The sequence below is a fragment of the Nocardioides soli genome (assembly GCF_014191495.1).
Taxonomy (GTDB): Bacteria; Actinomycetota; Actinomycetes; order Propionibacteriales; family Nocardioidaceae; genus Nocardioides; species Nocardioides soli.
Window position 1 is genome coordinate 625,892 of sequence record NZ_JACHWR010000002.1, and the last position, 20,006, is coordinate 645,897.

The 20,006-nt window shown below is 73.1% G+C and carries 20 protein-coding genes and 2 tRNA genes; 14 read left to right on the forward strand and 8 right to left on the reverse strand.

Going from position 1 to position 20,006, the window contains the following annotated elements; genetic code table 11:
• The first annotated feature begins 8 nt into the window (after window positions 1-8).
• Together FHU40_RS13460 and FHU40_RS13465 are read left to right on the forward strand one after the other, a co-directional pair.
• Window positions 9-584 (forward strand): DNA-3-methyladenine glycosylase I, encoded by a 576-nt coding sequence (locus tag FHU40_RS13460; protein WP_183592822.1) that lies wholly within the window; start codon window positions 9-11, stop codon window positions 582-584.
• Between the two features lie 189 nt (window positions 585-773).
• Complete coding sequence (locus tag FHU40_RS13465) at window positions 774-1,673, forward strand: hypothetical protein (protein ID WP_221199830.1); 900 nt, start codon at window positions 774-776, stop codon at window positions 1,671-1,673.
• Here the strand turns inward: FHU40_RS13465 and eda are convergent.
• From eda to zwf, 3 genes are read right to left on the reverse strand one after another with little or no spacing between them, the layout of a single operon-like run.
• Entirely contained in the window at window positions 1,670-2,290 is a 621-nt protein-coding gene (eda, locus tag FHU40_RS13470) for a bifunctional 4-hydroxy-2-oxoglutarate aldolase/2-dehydro-3-deoxy-phosphogluconate aldolase (protein WP_246390587.1), read from the reverse strand. The two genes, FHU40_RS13465 and eda, sit on opposite strands and share 4 nt — an antisense overlap.
• On the reverse strand, window positions 2,274-4,145 hold the full coding sequence (edd, locus tag FHU40_RS13475) for a phosphogluconate dehydratase (protein WP_183592824.1): 1,872 nt from the start codon (window positions 4,143-4,145) through the stop codon (window positions 2,274-2,276). The genes eda and edd overlap by 17 nt, the downstream gene beginning before the upstream one ends.
• Window positions 4,142-5,638, reverse strand: coding sequence for a glucose-6-phosphate dehydrogenase (zwf, locus tag FHU40_RS13480; RefSeq protein WP_183592825.1), 1,497 nt, complete (start codon window positions 5,636-5,638; stop codon window positions 4,142-4,144). Before zwf ends, edd begins: the two co-directional genes overlap by 4 nt.
• Before the next feature lie 84 nt (window positions 5,639-5,722).
• Here zwf and FHU40_RS13485 point away from each other — a divergent pair, with 84 nt between their 5' ends.
• The 8 genes from FHU40_RS13485 (at window position 5,723) to FHU40_RS13520 (ending at window position 10,796) form a co-directional block, all read left to right on the forward strand.
• Window positions 5,723-6,952 carry an ROK family protein gene (locus tag FHU40_RS13485; protein WP_183592826.1) on the forward strand — a complete coding sequence of 410 codons (1,230 nt, stop codon included), beginning with the start codon at window positions 5,723-5,725 and terminating at the stop codon, window positions 6,950-6,952.
• Window positions 6,953-6,968: 16 nt separating this feature from the next.
• Window positions 6,969-8,393, forward strand: coding sequence for an amidase (locus FHU40_RS13490; protein ID WP_183592827.1), 1,425 nt, complete (start codon window positions 6,969-6,971; stop codon window positions 8,391-8,393).
• Between the two features lie 62 nt (window positions 8,394-8,455).
• Window positions 8,456-8,528: transfer RNA gene (locus tag FHU40_RS13495), tRNA-Thr, on the forward strand.
• A gap of 56 nt (window positions 8,529-8,584) precedes the next feature.
• Window positions 8,585-8,661 (forward strand) — tRNA-Met (locus FHU40_RS13500).
• 39 nt (window positions 8,662-8,700) lie between these two features.
• Window positions 8,701-8,871, forward strand: a complete 171-nt coding sequence (gene rpmG / locus FHU40_RS13505; protein ID WP_017932999.1) for a 50S ribosomal protein L33 — start codon at window positions 8,701-8,703, stop codon at window positions 8,869-8,871.
• Window positions 8,872-8,966: 95 nt separating this feature from the next.
• Complete coding sequence (locus tag FHU40_RS13510) at window positions 8,967-9,368, forward strand: FAS1-like dehydratase domain-containing protein (protein ID WP_183592828.1); 402 nt, start codon at window positions 8,967-8,969, stop codon at window positions 9,366-9,368.
• Complete coding sequence (locus FHU40_RS13515) at window positions 9,368-9,766, forward strand: MaoC/PaaZ C-terminal domain-containing protein (protein ID WP_183592829.1); 399 nt, start codon at window positions 9,368-9,370, stop codon at window positions 9,764-9,766. Before FHU40_RS13510 ends, FHU40_RS13515 begins: the two co-directional genes overlap by 1 nt.
• The gene (locus FHU40_RS13520; RefSeq protein ID WP_183592830.1) at window positions 9,759-10,796 is read left to right on the forward strand and encodes a UDP-N-acetylmuramate dehydrogenase; all 1,038 of its coding nucleotides are present in this window, start codon (window positions 9,759-9,761) and stop codon (window positions 10,794-10,796) included. The genes FHU40_RS13515 and FHU40_RS13520 overlap by 8 nt, the downstream gene beginning before the upstream one ends.
• Window positions 10,797-10,799: 3 nt before the next feature.
• Here FHU40_RS13520 and FHU40_RS13525 read toward each other — a convergent pair whose 3' ends face one another.
• The 5 genes from FHU40_RS13525 to FHU40_RS27725 form a co-directional block, all read right to left on the reverse strand.
• Window positions 10,800-11,303, reverse strand: a complete 504-nt coding sequence (locus FHU40_RS13525) for a DUF4190 domain-containing protein (RefSeq protein WP_183592831.1) — start codon at window positions 11,301-11,303, stop codon at window positions 10,800-10,802.
• Window positions 11,300-12,331: an adenosine deaminase gene (locus tag FHU40_RS13530; RefSeq protein WP_183592832.1), complete on the reverse strand. Its 1,032-nt coding sequence runs from the start codon at window positions 12,329-12,331 to the stop codon at window positions 11,300-11,302. The genes FHU40_RS13525 and FHU40_RS13530 overlap by 4 nt, the downstream gene beginning before the upstream one ends.
• Window positions 12,332-12,350: 19 nt before the next feature.
• A complete protein-coding gene (locus FHU40_RS13535) occupies window positions 12,351-13,571 on the reverse strand; it encodes a pyridoxal phosphate-dependent aminotransferase (protein ID WP_221199831.1) in 1,221 nt (406 codons plus the stop codon).
• A gap of 68 nt (window positions 13,572-13,639) precedes the next feature.
• Window positions 13,640-14,866 (reverse strand): TolB family protein, encoded by a 1,227-nt coding sequence (locus FHU40_RS13540; protein WP_183592834.1) that lies wholly within the window; start codon window positions 14,864-14,866, stop codon window positions 13,640-13,642.
• A gap of 64 nt (window positions 14,867-14,930) precedes the next feature.
• Window positions 14,931-15,893, reverse strand: a complete 963-nt coding sequence (locus FHU40_RS27725; RefSeq protein WP_221199832.1) for a helix-turn-helix transcriptional regulator — start codon at window positions 15,891-15,893, stop codon at window positions 14,931-14,933.
• A 208-nt stretch (window positions 15,894-16,101) separates the two neighbouring features.
• Here FHU40_RS27725 and FHU40_RS13550 point away from each other — a divergent pair, with 208 nt between their 5' ends.
• The 4 genes from FHU40_RS13550 (at window position 16,102) to FHU40_RS13565 (ending at window position 19,922) form a co-directional block, all read left to right on the forward strand.
• The gene (locus tag FHU40_RS13550) at window positions 16,102-18,186 is read left to right on the forward strand and encodes a hypothetical protein (protein WP_183592835.1); all 2,085 of its coding nucleotides are present in this window, start codon (window positions 16,102-16,104) and stop codon (window positions 18,184-18,186) included.
• Between the two features lie 47 nt (window positions 18,187-18,233).
• On the forward strand, window positions 18,234-18,701 hold the full coding sequence (locus FHU40_RS13555; protein WP_221199833.1) for a hypothetical protein: 468 nt from the start codon (window positions 18,234-18,236) through the stop codon (window positions 18,699-18,701).
• Window positions 18,702-18,801: 100 nt separating this feature from the next.
• Complete coding sequence (locus tag FHU40_RS13560) at window positions 18,802-19,305, forward strand: RNA polymerase sigma factor (protein ID WP_281374729.1); 504 nt, start codon at window positions 18,802-18,804, stop codon at window positions 19,303-19,305.
• On the forward strand, window positions 19,302-19,922 hold the full coding sequence (locus FHU40_RS13565) for a hypothetical protein (protein ID WP_183592837.1): 621 nt from the start codon (window positions 19,302-19,304) through the stop codon (window positions 19,920-19,922). Before FHU40_RS13560 ends, FHU40_RS13565 begins: the two co-directional genes overlap by 4 nt.
• Window positions 19,923-20,006: the final 84 nt, after the last annotated feature.

The following is a 20,006-nucleotide window of genomic DNA, read 5'->3' on the forward strand; positions in this document are numbered from 1 at the left end:
TGAGGCACATGGGACCCCAGAACGGTGACGACGGAGTCGCCCGCTGTCCGTGGTCGGGCGGGCCGGGTGTGATGCGCGACTACCACGACCGGGAGTGGGGGCGGCCGGTCAGCGGCGAGTCGGCGTACCTCGAGCGGCTCACGCTGGAGGCCTTCCAGTCCGGCCTGTCGTGGTCGACGATCCTCAACAAGCGGGAGGCGTTCCGCGAGCTCTTCCACGGGTTCGACGCCGAGGCGATCGCGGCCTTCGGCGACGACGACGTCGCGCGCCTGATGCAGGACTCCCGGATCGTGCGCAACCGGATGAAGATCGACGCGACCCTCGTCAACGCCCGGGCCACGGTCGCGTTGCGCGAGCAGCAGGGGCTGGAGGCGTTCGTGCTCTCCTTCGCCCCCGCCGACCCGCCGGCCTGGCACGACACCGCCGAGATGGCGACCACGTCGGCCGAGTCGGTCGCGCTGTCGAAGGCCCTGAAGAAGCGCGGCTTCGCGTTCGTCGGGCCGACCACCATGTACGCGCTGATGGAGGCGATCGGGATCTTCGACCCGCACCTGGTCGGCTGCTTCCGGCGCGGGCTCAGCTGACGAAGCCGAGCACCGCGGCGGCCACCGCCACAGCGTCCGCGCCAGCCGCTCGAAGCGCCGCTCGGCGAGGCCGGAAGGGCGCGGCGACCCGGAGTCCCGAGTCGGCGAGCAGCGGGGCTGGACCCGATGCCTGCGAAGGTGCACGAGGACACCTCACCACGACACTGGAGTCGTCACTAGAGTTCGCACATGGGCGAGCGAGTGGCGCAGTCCTCGCGGGTTCCGAGGGCCGAGCACGACCACTGGGTCCTCGACCGGGTCGAGCGCAGCGCCTGGTTCACCACGCGCGTGACCTGGGCCGTCCCCGGCGGGCACTCGGTGCGGTGGGCGTCGCGCCTGGCGCGCCGACGCGGCCGGGTGGAGCTGCTCGATCCGGCCGGCTCACGGGTCTCCTACGTCGACGCGGCGCCGTCGACCGCGCGCCGGCTGGCCCGCGCCAACCTGGTCGCCGCGACCTCCTTCGTCATCGGCGGCACGCTCTTCGCGCTCGGTGCGCTCCTCGCGCAGCTGGACGTCGGCGGCCTGGGCGAGGTCGACGTCGTCTACCTCGTCGGTGGGGTCTTCTTCAGCCTGGGCGGCTGCGTGTCGGTGCTCCAGGCGACCAACGCGCCCACCGTCCTCGACGAGAACGGGTCACTGACGTCGCCCCGCTGGCGCTGGTTCGGCCTCGAGCCGCGCGACATCGGCTGGCTCAGCGCCGCCGTACTGTTCGTCGGGACGCTCTTCTTCGGGGTCAGCCTGGTGGCGGCGTTCGCGCAGGACCTCACGCCCCGGCAGACCGACGGCTGGATCTGGATCCCCGACATGGTCGGCTGCGTCTGCTTCCTGGTCTCGGGACACCTCGCGCTCGTGGAGGTCGGTCACGGGCGCATCTGGCGGGTCGTCAACGACCTCGGCTGGTGGATCGTCGGGATCAACCAGGCGGGCTCGATCCTCTTCATCCTGGCCGGCATCGCCGCCTTCACGCGGCCGGCCACGTCCGACGCGCTGAACGCCGGCCTGGTCAACTGGGGGACGTTCGCCGGCGCGGTCTGCTTCGCCGTGGGCGGCGTGCTCCAGATGTTCGAGCGTCCCAGCGCCCCGTCCTAGGACACGCGCAGCGCGGCGGCCTCCCTGGCGAGCGTCGTCACCCGGTCCCAGTCGCCGGTCGCGAGCGCATCGGCGGGGGTGAGCCAGGAGCCGCCGACGCAGCCGACGTTCGGCAGTGCGAGGTACGCCGGCGCCGACGTGGGCGTGATGCCGCCGGTCGGGCAGAAGCGGGCGGAGGGGAGCGGGGAGCCGATCGCCGTGAGGTACGCCGTGCCGCCGGACGCCGCGGCCGGGAAGAACTTCAGCTCGGTGCAGCCGGCCTCGAGTGCGGTGAGCACCTCGGAGACCGTGGCCGTGCCGGGGAGGAAGGGCAGTCCCGTGTCCCGCATCGACGAGAGCAGCGACGGCGTGAGGCCGGGCGAGACCAGGAACCGCGCGCCGGCCTCGGCGGCGAGCTTCGCCTGGTCGGGGGTGGTGACCGTGCCGGCGCCGACCAGGATCTCGGGCACCTCGGCGGCGATGGCGCGGATGGCGTCGAGCGCGACCGGCGTGCGCAGGGTCAGCTCGATCGCGGGCAGCCCGCCGGCGACGAGCGCCCGGGCGACCGGAACGGCGTGGGACACGTCGTCGACGACGACGACCGGCAGCACGGGGACCGCATCAAGCAGACTGGACAACACGCACCTCCTGGCCCGGCGCGATGATGCCCGGGAAGACGCTGGCGCCGGTGTCGGCCGACCCGACGGTGGCCCGGAACGCCGCGAAGAGCTCGCGGCCGGTGCCCGCCCACTCCGGTCCCCGTGGCGCGCGACCGGTGCTCGGGCGCCGCACGAACGCGTCGTGGTCGACGTGCAGGTCGAGTAGCCCACCGTCCGCGTCGACGGTGATCGGGTCGCCGTCGACGACCCGCGCCAGCGGCCCGCCGAGCGCCGCCTCGGGGGTGACGTGGATGGCGGCCGGCACCTTGCCCGACGCGCCGGACATCCGGCCGTCGGTGACGACCGCGACCCGCTGGCCGCGGTCCTGCAGCACGCCGAGCGCGGGCATCAGCTTGTGCAGCTCGGGCATCCCATTGGCGGCCGGGCCTTGGTAGCGGATCACCGCGACGAAGTCGCGACCGTCGAGGGTGCCTGCGGAGAACGCCGCGAGGAAGTCGTGCTGGTCGTCGAAGACGACCGCGGGTGCGGATACCACGCGGTGCTCGGGCTTGACCGCCGAGGTCTTGATCACCGCGCGCCCCAGCGGTCCGCTGAGCAGCTGCAGGCCGCCGTCAGGGGTGAAGGGGGCCGAGGCGGGGCGGAGCACGTCGAGGTCGAGCGACGTGGCCGGCCCCTCCTGCCAGCTGAGGTCGTCGCCGCGCAGCACCGGCTCCCGGGTGTAGCCGGACAGCCCGCGGCCGGCGACCGTCCGCACGTCGTCGTGGAGCAGCCCGGCCTCGAGCAGCGTGCGCACCAGGAACGCGATGCCGCCGGCGGCATGGAAGTGGTTCACGTCGGCCTCGCCGTTGGGGTACATCCGGCTGATCAGCGGCACCACCGCCGACAGGTCGGACAGGTCGTCCCAGGTCAGCGCGATCCCGGCGGCCCGCGCGATCGCGACCAGGTGCATCGTGTGGTTGGTCGAGCCGCCGCTGGCGAGCAGTGCGACGCAGGCGTTGACGATCGCCTTCTCGTCGACGATCTCCCCGATCGGCGTGGGGTCGGCGCGGGTGAGCTCGACGATCCGGCGGCCGGCCGCGGCGGTGAGCGCGTCGCGCAGCGGCGTGCCGGGGTTCACGAACGACGAGCCCGGCAGGTGCAGCCCGAGCACCTCCATCAGCAGCTGGTTGGAGTTCGCGGTGCCGTAGAACGTGCACGTCCCGGCCGAGTGGTACGACGCGGCCTCGGCCTCCAACAGCTCCGCGCGGCCCACCTTCCCCTCGGCGTACCGCTGGCGGACCCGGGCCTTCTCGGAGTTCGGCAGCCCCGACGTCATCGGCCCGGCGGGCACGAACACCGTCGGCAGGTGACCGAAGGACAGCGCCCCGATCAGCAGCCCGGGCGTGATCTTGTCGCAGACGCCGAGCATCAGCGCGCCGTCGAACAGGTCGTGGGAGAGCGCGATCGCCGCCGACATCGCGATCACGTCGCGGCTGTAGAGCGAGAGCTGCATGCCGTCGCGGCCCTGGGTGATGCCGTCGCACATGGCCGGGACGCCTCCCGCGAACTGGGCGATGCCGCCGGCGCGGACGATCGCGTGCTTGAGCGCCTGCGGGTAGTCGCGGTAGGGCTGGTGCGCCGACAGCAGGTCGTTGTACGACGAGACGATCGCGACGTTCGGCTTCGCGCGGCCGATCAGCGCGCGCTTGTCCTCGGGCTCGGCGGCGGCGAAGCCGTGCGCCAGGTTGGCGCAGGCGAGCCGGCCGCGAGCTGGGCCGCCCTGCTCGATCTGGTGGCGGGCAGTCGCGCGGATGCGGCGCAGGTACTCGGCGCGGGTCTCGGCGCTGCGCTCGACGACGCGCGCCGTCACCTCGGAGACAACGGGATGGGTCACTGGTCGGGCTCCTGCCAGGTACGGCCGTCCCGCTCGAGGAGCATCGCGGCGGCGGTGGGTCCGGTGGTGCCGGCGGGGTAGCGCCTGGGTCGCGCGGGGGAGCTCGCCCAGCGGCGCAGGATCGGCTCGGTCCACGTCCACGCGGCCTCGACCTCGTCGCGGCGCATGAAGAGCGTGGGATTGCCCTTGATCACGTCCATGAGCAGCCGCTCGTAGGCGTCGGGCAGCCGCGCGTCGAACGCGGCGGCGTAGCTGAGGTCCAACGAGACCGGCCGGAGGCGGTAGCCCCCGGGCCCGGGCTCCTTGGCCGTGAGGTGCAGGCGCATGCCCTCGTCGGGCTGGACCAGGATGTGCAGCCGGTTGGGCGCGGTCGCGCCCTCCGCCCCGGGGAACATCGAGTGCGGCGGCTCCTTGAAGACGACCACGATCTCGCTGACCCGTCGGTCCATCCGCTTGCCGGTGCGCAGGTAGAACGGGACCCCGGCCCAGCGCCAGTTCTGCACCTCGGTCTTGAGGGCCACGAAGGTCTCGGTCCGAGACCCCCCGTGACCCAGGTCCTCGGCGTACGACGGCACCGGCGCGCCGTCGACGAGCCCCACGTCGTAGCGCCCCCGCACGGTGTCGCGGTCGACGTCCGCGGGCGTCATCGGCCGGAGGGCCCGCAGCACCTTGACCTTCTCGTCGCGCACGGTCTCGCGGCCGACGTACGTCGGGGGCTCCATCGCCACGAGGCAGAGCAGCTGGAGCAGGTGGTTCTGCACCATGTCGCGCAGCGCGCCGGCGTGGTCGTAGTAGGCGCCGCGCCCGCCGACGCCGACGGTCTCGGAGACGGTGATCTGCACGTGGTCGACCCACTGCGAGTTCCACAGTGGCTCGAGGAAGGTGTTGGCGAACCGGGTGACCAGCAGGTTCTGCACGCTCTCCTTGCCGAGGTAGTGGTCGATGCGGAAGATCTGCGCCTCGCCGAAGACCCGGCCGACCGCGTCGTTGACCTCGCGGGCCGAGGCGAGGTCGTGGCCGATCGGCTTCTCGAGCACCACCCGGGCGCGCTCGTCCACCACGCCGATCTCGTCGAGGCGCTGGCAGATCGAGCCGAAGAGCCGCGGTGCCACCGCCAGGTAGAAGACCCGGACGGCGTCCTCCGGGTGCGCGCGGTCCTTGAGCAGGGCGTGCAGGCGGTCCCAGTCCTCGGGGTCCTCGGCGTCCAGCCGGAGGTGGCGGAGCCGGGCGAGGAACCGGTCGACGACCGGCGTCAGCAGTTGCTCGGCGGCGACGTACGTCGTGAGCGCCGCGCGCACCGCGTCGCGCCAGCCCGCGTCGTCGAGGTCGGACGTGGAGACGCCGAGCACCCGGTGGTCGGCGGGCAGCTGGCCCTCCAGGTCGCGGTGGTAGAGCGCGGGGAGCAGCTTGCGCAGCGCGAGGTCGCCGGTGCCGCCGAACACGGTGAAGTCGCACGCGGCGGGGAGCACGTGCGGACTGGTCGTCGACTCCATGGCCGCCACCGTAGCCCATTAGGACTCAAGCGAGCATGACTAATGCCTTCTTAAGACCAAAGAACACGGCGTTATGCTCCCGCCGTGACGCAGACCACGACCCGCCCCGCATCGTCGCGTGTCGACGGCCGCGAGAGTGCGGCCCCGGCGACCGCCGGTGAGCTCCTCGAGCTCGTGCGCACCGGCCGGGCCAGCACCCGATCGCAGCTGCGGGCGCTGACCGGCCTCTCCCGCACCGCGATCACCACCCGGGTGAGCTCGCTGACCTCCGCCGGCCTGCTGCTGCTCGGCGAGGAGCTGGCCTCCACCGGTGGCCGGCCGCCGGGCGCGCTGGTGTTCAACCAGCACGCCGGTGTGGTCCTCGCCGTCGCGATCGGCCGCTCGCGCAGCCAGCTCGCGGTCCTCGACCTCGACGGCGAGGAGATCTCCTCCGACTCCCGGGACCACGAGGTCGGCGTCGGGCCCGACGAGCTGATGCCCCAGATCGCCGGGCGCCTCGCGGGCCTGCTCGACGACGCCCGGTCCGAGTTCGGGGAGCTGCCGGTGCTCGGCGTCGGCCTGAGCCTGCCGGGCACCCTCGACCCGACGCGCGGGGTCAGCATCGGCTCGCCCGACGTGTCCGGTTGGGACGGCGTCGAGCTCGCGCCGTACCTCGCGGGGGTCACCACCGCCCCGCTCTTCGCCGGCAACGACGCCGACGTGCTCGCCCGCGCCGAGTTGCTCGGCCGCTCGGCGAGCCTGCGCGACGTGCTGGTCGTCAAGGCCTCGACCGGCCTGGGCCTCGGGATCATCGCCGACGGGCGGGTGCTCAGCGGCCACCTCGGCGCCGCGGGCGAGATCGGGCACACCAAGATCGAGGCCGCTGCCGATCTGCCCTGCCGGTGCGGGTCGACCGGCTGCCTCGAGACCCTCGCCGGCGGCTGGGCGCTGGTCGCCCGCGCCCAGGAGGCCGGTCACGAGGTCGAGCACGTGCGCGACCTGGTCGCGCTCGCCCTCCAGGGCGACCCGACGGCGCGCGGCCTGCTGCGTGACGGCGGCCGCGCCCTCGGGGAGGTGCTCGCGACCGCGATCAACCTGCTCAACCCCGCCGCCGTGGTGATCGGCGGCGACCTGGCTGCGGCGTTCGACTTCCACGTCGCCGGCGTCCGCGAGAGCGTCTACGCCCTCGCCGCCCCGCTGGCCACGCGCGATCTGCAGTTCCTCGCCGCCGTCCACGGCGACCGGGCCGGCGTCGTCGGCTGCGCGGCGCTCGCCCTCGACCACGTGCTCGCCCCCGTCGCCGTCGACGCGAGGCTCGCCGCGGCCCAGTCCTGAGCAATACGCTCCACGGGTGCCCCGAGTCCACGCCTTCGGTGACGACGCCCTCGGTGACCGCGACGCGGTCGGGCTCGTCGCCGCGATCCAGGAGGGCGAGGTCTCGATCTCCGAGGTGATCGAGGCCGCCGTCGCCCGCACCGAGCGACTCCGACCCGACCTGAACGCCGTGTCGTACGTCGCCTACGAGCGCGCCCGCGCCGAGGCGCGCGATCCGCGCGGCGGGTTCTTCGCCGGCGTCCCCACCTTCGTCAAGGACAACGTCGACGTCGCCGGGATGCCCACCCAACAGGGCTGCGACGCCTATCGGGCGACGCCGCTGCGGGCGGACGGCGACTTCGCCCGGATGTTCCTCGCGACCGGCCTGGTGCCGCTCGGCAAGACCCAGCTCTCGGAGTTCGGGTTCAGCCCGTCGGCGGAGCACCCGCGGCTCGGTCCGGTGCGATCCCCGTGGGACACCGACCGCACCGCGGGCGCCTCCTCCGCCGGCGCGGCCGCGCTCGTGGCGGCCGGCGCCGTCCCGCTCGCGCACGGCAACGACGGCGGCGGCTCGATCCGGATCCCGGCCTCCGTCAACGGCCTGGTCGGGCTCAAGCCCACCCGCGACCGGCTCGCCCAGGACCGGCTCAACCGCCAGCTGCCGGTACGGATCGTCGCCGACGGCGTGATCACCCGGTCGGTCCGCGATACTGCGGCGTTCCTGCGCGAGGCCGAGCACGTCTACCGCGAGCTCCGGCTGCCGCCGATCGGCGACATCACCCGGCCCGGGCGCAAGCGGCTCCGGATCGGCGTCCACACCGCCGGCATCGGGCGGTCGGCCTCGCCCGAGGTCGCCGAGCTGACCCTCAAGACCGCGCACCTGCTCGAGGAGCTCGGCCACCAGGTCGAGGAGGTGGCTTCGCCGGCGCCCCCGACCGTGCCCGACGACTTCCTGCTCTACTGGGGAATGCTCGCGACGATGGTCGTGCGCACCGGCCGCCGCGGCTTCGGTCCGACCTGGGACCGCACCCGCCTCGACCACCTCACGCTCGGCCTGGACCGCCACTGTCGACGCCGCCTGCACCGGCTCCCCGGCGCGATCGCGCGCCTGCGCCGGCTGTCGCGGGTCTCGGCGGAGTTCCACCGGCGCTACGACGTCGCGCTGTCGCCGACGCTCGCGCTCCAGACGCCGCTGGTCGGCCACCTCGACCCGACCGCCGACTTCGAGGTCGTGATGGAGCGGATCCTGGAGTGGGTCGCGTTCACGCCGTGGCAGAACGCCACCGGCGATCCGGCGATCTCTCTGCCGCTCGCGACCACCGGTGCCGGGCTGCCGCAGGGGATGATGTTCTCGGCCGGAGCGGGCCAGGAGGCCACGCTGCTGGAACTGGCCTACGAGCTCGAGGAGGCGGCGCCCTGGCCGCGTCTGGGCGAGGCTCCGAGGGGTCCGGTGGAGTCCTAGAAGACCACTCCGGCGGTCGATTTCTCGATCACCGCACTCCCTGTGTATCGTTCTCCGACGTTGCCCCTTTAGCTCAGTCGGCAGAGCGTCTCCATGGTAAGGAGAAGGTCTACGGTTCGATTCCGTAAAGGGGCTCTGGGAGAGGTGTTTGCGCGTTCCGGCTAGCCTGGATCGCGCTGCCGAGCCCGGATGGCGGGGTAGCTCAGGCGGTTAGAGCACACGACTCATAATCGTGGTGTCGCGGGTTCGAGTCCCGCTCCCGCTACCAGACAGACCAGCGACACCAGTACCTACCGAAGGACTTCCCGTGGCCAGCAAGAGCAGCGACGTTCGCCCGAAGATCACTCTCGCCTGCGTGGAGTGCAAGGAGCGGAACTACATCACCAAGAAGAACCGCCGCAACGACCCCGACCGGCTCGAGCTGGCGAAGTTCTGCCCGCGCTGCCGCAAGCACCAGGCGCACCGCGAGACCCGATAGGCCCGGTGGTCGAGGCGGTTGCCCGGCAGCCCCTCGCGAAGCCCTTCGTCGACCCGGCAGCGACTCGCTGCCGGGTCGACGGCTATTTTGAGGCCATGCCAGTCGACCAGGATCTCGTCGGCCGCACCTTCCCCCCGACTGCACCGTTCGCGGTCACCCGGGAGAAGGTCGCGGAGTTCGTCGCCGCCACCGGGGGTGCCTACGACGGTGGCCCGGCGCCCGCGACGTACCCGATCGTGCTTGCCTTCGACGCGATGAACTCCTTCCTCGAGGCCGAGTCCATCGACCTCTTCCGGATCGTGCACGGCGAGCAGAGGTTCGCCTACGAGCGGCCGGTCGTGCCGGGCGACGTGCTCACCGCGACGCTGACGGTCTCGAGCCTGCGCCAGATCGCCGGCAACGACATCATCGGCACCGCGAGCGAGGTCATCGACGCGTCCGGCGCGCTGGTCTGCACGACCTCGGCCACGCTCGTCCACCGGGGGCCGGAGGCCTGATGACGCTGCCCACCCTCGCGACCCAGACGTTCACGATCACCCGCGCCGACCTGGTGCGGTACGCCGCGGCCAGCGGTGACCACAACCCGATCCACCAGGACGAGTCCGTCGCCACGAGCGTCGGTCTGCCCGGCGTGATCGCCCACGGGATGTACACCATGGCGCTCGCGGCCCGGGCCGTGCAGGCCTGGTACCCCGGTGCCGAGGTCGTCAGCTTCGGCTGCAAGTTCACCAACCCGGTCGTCGTGCCGGCCGAGGGCGGCGTCGAGCTCGAGGTCGCCGGCGAGGTCAAGCCCTCCGGCGACGGTCTGACGACGGTCGTGCTCACGGTCACCTGCGAGGGCCAGAAGGTCCTGGGCATGCCGCGTGCGGTGCTCCGAGAAGCCGGCCGTGCCTGAGCTGACCGGCGAGCTGCTCCGCGACCACACCACCCTCCGCCTCGGCGGACCCGCCGAGCGATGGGTCCGGGCGACCACCGAGGCCGAGCTCGTCCAGGCCCTGATCGACGCCGACACGGCCGGTGAGCCGGTGCTGGTGCTCGGCGGCGGGAGCAACCTGGTCGTCGCCGACCGGGGCTTCCCGGGCACGGTGATCGAGGTCGCGACCACCGGCGCCGAGATCGACGCCGACGAGGGCGCGTCCTGTGGCGGGGCGATGGTCCGGGTCGCCGCCGGCGAGTCCTGGGACGAGTTGGTCGCCCTCGCCGTCGACCGGGGCTGGGTCGGCATCGAGGCGCTCTCCGGCATCCCGGGCTCGGTAGGAGCCACGCCGATCCAGAACGTCGGCGCCTACGGCCAGGAGGTCTCCCAGACGATCGCCTCGGTGCGGGTCTGGGACCGGATGCTGCGCGGCGTCCGCACCTTCGCCAACGCCGACTGCCGGTTCGGCTACCGCACCTCCCGGTTCAAGGCCGACCCGGCTCGCCACGTCGTCCTCTCCGTCAGCTACCAGCTGCCCCAGGGCGACCTCGGCGCGCCGGTCGCCTACGCCGAGCTCGCTACCACCCTGGGCGTCGAGCTCGGGCAGCGCGCCCCGCTCGCCGACGTACGCCGGGCGGTGCTGGCACTGCGCGCCGGGAAGGGGATGGTGCTCGACCCGGCCGACCACGACACGTGGAGCGCCGGGTCCTTCTTCACCAACCCGGTCGTCGACGCGGCCGAGGTGCCCGCCGGCGCGCCGGCCTGGCCGCAGGCCGACGGGCGGGTCAAGACCAGCGCCGCCTGGCTGATCGACCGCGCCGGCTTCGGCAAGGGCTACGGCAACGACCGGGTCGCGCTGTCGGGCAAGCACACGCTCGCCCTCACCAACCGCGGCGCCGCCACGACCGACGACCTGCTCGCCCTGGCCCGCGAGGTGCGCGACGGCGTCGCGGCGCGCTTCGGCATCGTGCTCGTCAACGAGCCGGTGCTGGTCGGCGCGGAGCTGTAGGCGTCAGTACGTCGACGAGCTGGAGTCGACCGCGACCGCCAGGCCGATGATCGCGACGATCGCGACCACGCCGAGCACGAGCAGGATCGTGCCGACGATGCCCATGATCCGCCCCGCGTTCGCCTGGTCCCGTCCGGAGTAGGTGCCCGGCGGCGCCGCGTCGATCTCCTTGACGGCCTTGCCGCCGATCGCCCACGCGAAGGGGGAGAGCACCAGCGTCACGCCGGCGCAGGACAGGATGCCGACCAGGCCGATGATGCCCAGCACCATCGCCGTGGTCGCGGACGGGTGGTTCGGCGCCGGGGGACCGGCGTACTGCGGCCCGTAGCCGTAGCCCTGCTGCGGGTAGGGCTGCTGGCCGTAGGGCGCCTGGCCGTAGGGCTGCTGACCGTACGCGGGCTGGCCCGGTTGCGGCTGGCCGTACGGCGGCTGCCCCTGCTGCGGCTGCCCGTACGGCGGCGGGGGCGGCTGCTGCTCGCCGTAGGGGTTCTCGGGGCCGGTCGTCATGGCTCCATCCTTGCAGGATCGGCCGCCAGCCACGCGTCGATGTCCGCGCCGATCGCGGCGCGGACCGACTCCGGCGCCCGTGAGGCCGCCACCGACATCCGGGCCAGGTCGGCCAGCTGCTCGTCGGTGAGCTCGTGCGCGGCGCGCATGGTGGCGTACTGCCCGGCCAGCCGGGACCCGAAGAGCAGTGGGTCGTCGGCGCCGAGCGCCACGGTCGCGCCCGCGGCCAGCAGCGTGGGCAGCGGCACCGAGGTCAGGTCGGAGTAGACGCCGAGCGCGACGTTCGAGACCGGGCAGACCTCGAGTGCCACCCCGGCCTCGACGATCCGGTCGAGCAGCGCCGGGTCCTCGGCCGAGCGGACGCCGTGGCCGAGCCGGTCGGCGCCGAGCGCGTCGAGGCAGACCCGGATGTGCTCGGGGCCGCGCAGCTCGCCGCCGTGCGGCGCCAGCAGCAGCCCGGCCCGCTCGGCGATCCGGAACGCCGGCGCGAAGTCGGCGGTGCTGCCCCGGCGCTCGTCGTTGGACAGGCCGAAGCCGACGACCCCGCGACCGGCGTACTGCGCGGCCAGCCGGGCCAGGGTGCGCGCGTCGAGCGGATGCCGGGTGCGGTTGGCGGCGATCACCACCGCGATGCCGAGGCCGGTGTCGGCCGACGCTTCGGCGACGGCGTCGAGCACCAGGTCGGTGAAGGCCGTGATGCCGCCGAAGCGCGCGCCGTACCCGCTCGGGTCGACCTGGATCTCGAGCCAGCGGCCCCCGTCGAGCACGTCGTCCTCGGCGGCCTCGCGCACCAGCCGGCGTACGTCGTCCTCGGTGCGCAGCACCGACCGTGCCACGTCGTAGAGCCGCTGGAAGCGGAACCAGCCCTTCTCGTCGGCCGCCGACAGCTTGGGCGGCCAGTCCTCGACCAGCTGGTCGGGCAGCGCGATCCCGTCCCGCTCGGCGAGCTCGAGGAGGGTCCCGTGCCGCATCGACCCGGTGAAGTGCAGGTGGAGATGTGCCTTCGGCAGCTCCCGGAGATCACGCATCCCCCGGAGCGTATCGGGGTCAGGCGAAGAGCTTCTGCAGGCGGGTGATGCCCTCCACGATGTCGTCGTCTCCGAGTGCGTAGGACAGCCGCAGGTAGCCGGGGGAGCCGAAGGCCTCGCCGGGCACCACCGCGACCTCGGCCCGGTCGAGGATGTATTCGGCCAGGTCGGCGGAGGTGTCGATCACGCGCCCGTCGTACTCCCGGCCGAGCAGGCCCTTCACGGACGGGTAGGCGTAGAACGCGCCACCGGGCAGCGGGCACACCACACCGTCGATCTCGTTGAGCATCGACACGATCGTGCGTCGGCGCCGGTCGAAGGCGGTCTTCATCTCGTGGACCGCGGACAGGTCGCCCTCGAGCGCCGCGATCGCCGCGCGCTGTGAGACGTTGGCGACGTTGGACGTCGCGTGCGACTGCAGGTTGGTGGCGGCCTTGACGATGTCGGTCGGGCCGATCACCCAGCCGACGCGCCAGCCGGTCATCGCGTAGGTCTTCGCGACGCCGTTGACGACGACGGTGTGGTCGGCCAGGTCGGGGCACAGCACCGGCAGCGAGCCGGTCGCGATGTCGTCATACACCAGGTGCTCGTAGATCTCGTCGGTGAGCACCCACAGCTCGTGCTCCTCGACCCAGGTGCCGATCGCCCGGATCTCGTCGGCGGTGTAGACCGCGCCGGTCGGGTTGGACGGCGAGACGAAGAGCAGCACCTTGGTGCGGTCGGTGCGGGCGGCCTCGAGCTGCTCGACGGTGACCTTGTAGTCCTGGGTCTCGTCGGCGAGCACCTCGACCGGCACGCCGCCGGCGAGCTGGATGGCCTCGGGGTAGGTGGTCCAGTACGGCGCGGGCACGATCACCTCGTCGCCGGGGTCGAGCATCGCGGCGAACGCCTCGTAGATCGCCTGCTTGCCGCCGTTGGTCACCAGCACCTGCGCCGGCTCCACGACCAGGCCGCTGTCGCGGGCGGTCTTCTCGACGATCGCCTTCTTGAGCTCGGGCAGGCCGCCGGCGGGGGTGTAGCGGTGGTTCTTCGGGTCGCGGCACGCCTCGACAGCGGCGTCGACGATGTAGCCGGGCGTCGCGAAGTCGGGCTCGCCCGCGCCGAAGCCGATCACCGGCCGGCCCTCCGCCTTCAGCGCCTTCGCCTTCGCATCGACCTTCAGCGTCGCGGACTCGGCGATGGCGCCGACGCGACGGGAGACGCGGTGGGTGCGAGGGGACGACTGCGGGACGGAGGTCATGTGCACCATCGTAGGGCGGCGGCCGGTGCGTTCCGACCTCCGCCTGCGGTGCGGGACCGATCGGCCCGCTACCGGCGGATCCTGATCGTGGTGCGGTTCCCGCCGACGGTGGCGACGGCCTTGGTGACCTTCTTCTTCCGGACGATCTTGAGGCCCTTGGGGGTGAGCTTGACGGCGACCTTCCTCTGGGCGCCCGCCGGCACGGTGTAGGCCTTGGGCTTGGCGATCGCCGCCTTCCTCTTGCCCTTCTTGACGGTGAGGACCAGCTGTCCCGCGCAGGGGGTGCCGCCGGTGCAGGCGACGGTCAACCTCACGGTGCGCTTCCTGACCGGCACGCCCTTCTTCTTGACCCCGCGGACCTTCGCGGTTCCGCTGCTCAGACCCGGGTCACCCGCCACGGCGCCGCCACCCCAGGCCGGTGCGGCACCCTGGACCAGTCGCACCGGCGTACCGCCCGCGGTCGGCTGGGCGTAGATCCAGCCGTCGTCCGCGGCGTAGGCGAGCCACCTTCCGTCGGGGGAGAACGCCGGGGAGCCGGCGTCGGCGGCCACCCCGCGCACCGGAGCTCCGGCGGCCGAGTAGAGCTGGACCGAGCTCGGGGCGTCGCCGTCGCTGAGGGTGGCCGCGATGTACTCGCCGGTCGGCGAGCCGGCGATGCTGGAGATCGTCTGCGCGACCGCGAAGACCTCCGCGCAGTCCTGCGACTCGGCCGCCGGGTTCGCCACGGCGCAGACGTAGTGCGCGTCACGGGTGATGTCGTAGCTGGCGCTGAGCAGGGTGCTCGCGCCGAGGAACGACGTCCCCGATCCGCCGTTGTAGGAACGACTGGTCCCGTCGGGCGTGGTGTAGCTGGTGTCGTTGTGGGCGACCAGCTGGAGACAGGTGTAGGGGCCGGGCCAGCACAGCCTCACCTCGTTGCGGACATACGAGTGCGTCTCGGTCACGGCGGAGCCGTCGGGCTGCAGTGCCACGCCCAGGATGCTCTGCTCGGTCAGCCACGCGGCGGTCAGGTTGGCGCCGTACGCCCCGACGACGACGTCGCCGTTGCGGGCCGCGGCCACCGTGCCGCCGTCCGCGCTGATCGACGGTGCGCGGTAGGCGGCCCCGCTGTCGCCGTCGCTGGTGATCTGCGCCCGTGCGCCGGTGGCCGGGTCGACGGCGCACAGGTTCTGCCCGCACACGTAGACCAGCCGTCCGGCGGGTGCGGTGGGTGCCGACTGAGCCGGCGGGACCGCCCACCCCACGAGACCGATGGTCACGGCCGTGGCCAGCACGGCGATGACGGACCTACGCATGGCGAAACGCCTCCCCGTATCCCGGCCGGCGCCGAGACCGCGCCAGCCGCTTCGAGCGGGCAGGCTAACCGGCGTCGAGCGGCGTCGACAAGGAGCTGCCGCCGATGCGGGTGCCGAGCTGATAGCGGGTGCGGGCGCCGGTGCGGTTCATCAGGTCGGCGACGTGACGACGGACGGTGCGGTCGGTGGTGCCGAGGCGGTCGGCGATCTCGTGGTCGTGGAGGCCCTCTCGCAGCAGAGCGATCAGGTGGGCACGGTCGTCGAGCCGCTGTCTCCGCCAGGCGGCCGCGGCCTGCCACTGGCGGGTGAAGAGCTGGGCGTGGGCGCGCGCGGTGATCGGGTCCTCGGTGAGGTGCGAGACGCCGTTGAAGAGGTCGGCGGCGCTCTCGGGGGCGACGACGTATCGGTCGGCGTAGACGGTGTACCAGCTGGGTGCGTCCAGGAGGCGGACCTGGGTGCCGTGGGCGTGCAGCAGGTCGACGAGCGCCTGGTAAGGGGTGCCGCCGACGCGCTCGGAGACGATGAGGCGCACGGTCATCCGGCCGGAGCCGAGGAGGTCGGCGAGCAGGTCGCGGTCGATGTACTCGAGCCAGTCCTGGGCGAGATAGGCATCGTCCGCCGGCATCACGGCGTCCATGCGCAACGGTTCGTGCGTGGGCCAGTCGCGTACGACGGTCCACCAGTGCCACCAGTAGCCGCGTGCGCCGTGCAGGGCGCCGGGGTTCTCCTCGGGCGGCTGCCAGTCGCGCCAGTACTCCTGGAACGCGGTCAGCCGCTCCCGGGTGCCGACATCGAGCTGGTCGAGGGGCGTGGGTCGGTCGCCGGCCCCGAGGGCCGGCAGGGTGAGGACGCCGTTGTGCGTCTGGAGCAGGCCGAGCCGGCGCAGCAGGTGGAGCAGGCGCCGGACGCGGGTGGGTGAGGCGACCGTGAGTCGGTCGAGCACCGAGCTGCTCCTGGTGCCGGTGCGCGCGACCCGCGCGTAGAGGCGCAGCGCCTCGGCCAGATCGTCCTGGGCGCTGCGGGGCAACCTGCGCTCCTCACTGCCGGATGGTGACTGCTGGATGTCGCCCGGAGACGGGCGGCGGCCACCGACAGGATAGGAGCACACATGTCCTAGTTAGGACGTTTCCGGGTTTCGGAGCGGGTCACCATCGACGTCACTAGCGTGCTCGGAACGCCGGCGGCGGTGGGGGACGGCCGGCCAACAGCGGGAACCTCGGGAGGTCGGCGATCCGATGAGAGTAGTGCGCTCGGCCGCGGCGCTGACGATCGCGGCGCTCGGTCTCGGTGCGGGTGTGGCCCGTGGCATGCCGGCCGCGGCCGCCGACGACTGCACGGCCGGCGACTGGGCCGGCGTCGTGGCGGCGTTCCAGGACGCGACGGCGACCGAGACGACAGTGATCCTGTGCGCGGACATCACCGGTACGGCGTCTCTGCGGCTCGATCCGGGCGAGGCCCTGGTGCTGGATCTCAACGGTCACGACCTGAGCGTGTTCGGCAACGACCAGGCGGCGGTGCGGGTGCCGGCGGGCGCGGCGCTGACGATCCGGGACACGAACAGGTCGCCGGGAACGCTGGCCGCACGCTCCTTGTCCAGAGGTGCCGGGATCGGGGGTGATGAACATGGCGCTACCGGCACGATCACGATCGCCGGCGGGGTGGTGACCGCGGCAGGTGGAGGCGCGGGGATCGGCAGTGGCGTGGGCGGCGTCGGCGGCACGGTGACGATCGCGGGCGGCGACGTCACCGCGGTGGGCGGCGGGACGAGCGCGGGCATCGGTGGCTCGCAGGGCAAGGACGCGGGCACCGTGGCGATCGCCGGCGGCGTGGTGACGGCGACCGGTGGCACCTACGGTGCCGGGATCGGAGGCGGAAGCGGGAGCACGGGTGGAGTCGTCACGATCACCGGCGGCGAGGTCACCGCGACCGGGACCCGCGAGGGTGCGGGCATCGGGGGCGGCGCCGCCGGCTCGGGGGGCGTGGTGACGATCTCGGGCGGCACGGTCGTCGCGCGGGCCGTCCCGGACGTCGCAACGACCGTGCCGCCCGGTATCGGCGGCGGTATCGGCGGGACCCCGGCCGTCGTGGCGATCGGAGCCCCCGGCGCCGGAGTGGGGTCCGCTGTGGCGGAGGTGACGGTATCCGGTGGCATCGACTTCGACGACACGCTGCAGGTCCATCCGAACGCGATCCTGGCGATCCCCGCCGACCAGGGCCTGACGGTCCCCGCGGGACACACGCTGCGTAGCGCGGGCTCCATCCACAACGCCGGGACGATCGAGAACCTCGGCACGATCGACAATGCCGGCGCTATCACGATGCCGGACGCGACCACCGCACTCGGCGGCGTCGTCACGGGGCACGCCTACCGCCTCGACTACCCCGGAGGCCCGTCGCAGTTCGCGTACGCGCCGACCGTCGCCGCCGCAGGCTTCGCCCTCCCGGCGGCACCGCTGGGCGCCTGGGTGGACGACGAGGACCGTCGGCTGGAGGAGGCGACGCTCCTGTCCGACCGGTACGGCGTGGCCACCGCCGGCAGCTCGCCCGTGGCGATCGCGCTCACGCGCACCGTCGCCAGCCTGTCGATGTCGCCGCAGGCGGGTGCCGCCGGTGACGAGGTCGTCATCGTCGGCGAAGGACTGAGCGGGGCCACCAGCGTGCGGTTCGGTGCGGCGGACCGGGTGACCGGCACCGCGAGCGACGGCGGCACCCGCCTGCGGGTGACGGTGCCGATCCCCGCGCCGGGGGAGGCGGGCACCACCGTCCCGGTCACCGTCACTGAGGCGGGGGTGAGCGCGACCGTCGCCGGCGGGTTCTCCTATGCCTCGCCGCCCGTCGATGACGCCTCCCCTCCCGTGCCCGACGCGGGGGAGCCGCCGGTCCTCGTCACCGGGAGGCTGCCGTCCGCCCGGGTCGGGCACGACTACGCGACGGTGCTAGAGGTCACCGGCTCCCCGCGCCCACGGGTGGAGCTCGCCGACGGCAGCACCCTGCCCGAGGGTCTCGCGCTCGAGCCCGACGGCACCCTGGCGGGCCGGCCCACCACGGCCGGGGCGTACGACTTCACCGTCACGGCGACGAACGCCGTGGGGACCGGCGAACGCGAGTACACGATCGCCGTCGCCGCCAGCACCACCGGCGAGTCCGGTGGCTCCGGCGACTCCGGCGGTCCTGGCGCCACGGGCGGCCCCGATGGCCCCGGCGGTCCGCTGCCGGCCGCCGGCGGTCCGGCCCGCGCGCTCCCCGCACTCGCCGTCCTCCTCATCGCCGCAGGGGTGGGCCTGGTCGCTTGCCGACGCCGCGACGTCCGGCACGGCTGAGGGCCGGGCGTCGCGCCCGGGCGTCGGGTTCGGCAGGATTCGATGTCGTGACCGAACCAGTCGAGTCGGACGCCGTGGGCGAGCCGCCCGCGCGAGGACCGCTCCGCGCGTGGATCGCCGCCCATCCGGCGGACATCGTCGACCTCTTCGTCTACGTCGTCGTGCTCAACCTGGCCATCCAGTACCTGCCCCAGGTCATCAGCGAGACCTTCACGCTCTCGCTCCTCACGGCCGCGCTGCTCAAGGTGGCGCTCGAGGTGGTGCTGCTCCTCAAGGGCGCCGTCCTGGCCCGGCTCCGCGGGGCGACCACGCGGCCGGCGAAGACGGCGTTCGCCCTGGTGCTCTGGGCGGTCGCCGCGGGCAGCAAGCTCGTCGTCCTCTGGCTGATCGACATCGTGTTCGGTGGCGCGGTGAGCCTGGGCGGCTTCGTGCCCGTGACGTTGCTCGTCGTGGTGCTGCTGATGTCCCGGGCAGCGGTCCGGCGGCTGCTGTACGGCACGCCCACCGCCCCGTGAGTCCGGTCGTCGCGCCCGCCGCATCGCACCGCTCCGGTCACAGCCGGAGTGATGCCGGACATTACGAGGTATGAGCACCTCGCAGGAGCAGTTCACGCAGATGTGGCACGCGGAGGCTCCGCGAGTGCTGGCGTTCGCCAGCCGCCACGTGGGAGCCGATGCTGCTCACGACGTCGTCGCGGAGACCTTCATGATCGCCTGGCGCCGCTGGGACGACCTGCCCGCTCCGCCGATCGCCTGGCTCCTGGTGGCCGCCCGCAAGGTCATCCAGAACCGGGTGCGCGCCCATCGGCGCAGCCGTGCCCTGGTGGATCGGATCGCGCTGCTCGACGGGGTGGCGGCCTACGCAGCCGACTCGGCGGACGCCGCGCTGACGCGCAGGGAGGCGCTCGAACGACTCTCGTTGCTTCGCGAACAGCACCGCGAGGCGTTGTTGCTCGTGAGTTGGGACGGGCTCACCAACGATCAAGCGGCGACGGTCCTGGGCATCACGCCCGCTGCCTTCCGGCGACGACTCAGCCGCGCGCGGGCCGCCCTGGTCGCTCCCGCGTCGCCCGAGGCCGCCGATCCCGAACCCCGACTCCCGGCACAGGAGCTGTCATGAACTCCATCGAACGACTTCGTCCCGAGATCCGTCCGCTCGATGCGGAGTGGTCCGCGAGCACGCTGGAGGCGATCCTCGCCGGCCCCACCGTGGCGGACCGGCGGGCCGTCCCGCCCCGCCGCTCGCGAGCGCGGCTGATCCTGGTTGCGGCCGCGACCGTGGCCGTCGCCGGTCTCGTGGTCGTCGTAGTTCCCGGGCTCGGTACGACGGCGGCGTACTCGGTGCAGGAGGGGAACTCCGGCACCATCACCGTCGAGGTCCGACGACTCGAGGACGCCGAGGGGCTCGAGGCCGAGCTGGCGGAGCATGGCGTCACGGCCGACATCACCTACCTCCCCGACCGTCAGACGTGCGCTCCCGGTCGATACGTCCCGGTCGCCCGCAGGCTCCCGGGGCTGGGGGTGACCATGGGGTCGGACCTGCTGCGGGTCACCCTGCCGCCCGGCAGCGTCCGCGCCGGCGAGACGTTCGTGATGGGCGTCTCGGGGGAGGCGATCCCGCCGCAGTCCGAGCCGGACGACGACGGCATCACCACCAGAGGTGGGTTCGCCGGCTGGACGGACTTCAACGTGACCGCCGGACCGGTGCGATCGTGCGAGCCCGTTGGCGCCGGCTGACCGTCTTCGAGCGTTGGTTAGGCGGGGCGTACACCGACCCCCTATGCTTGACCCACCGGTGAACTATCAGGCTGCTTTGCCATG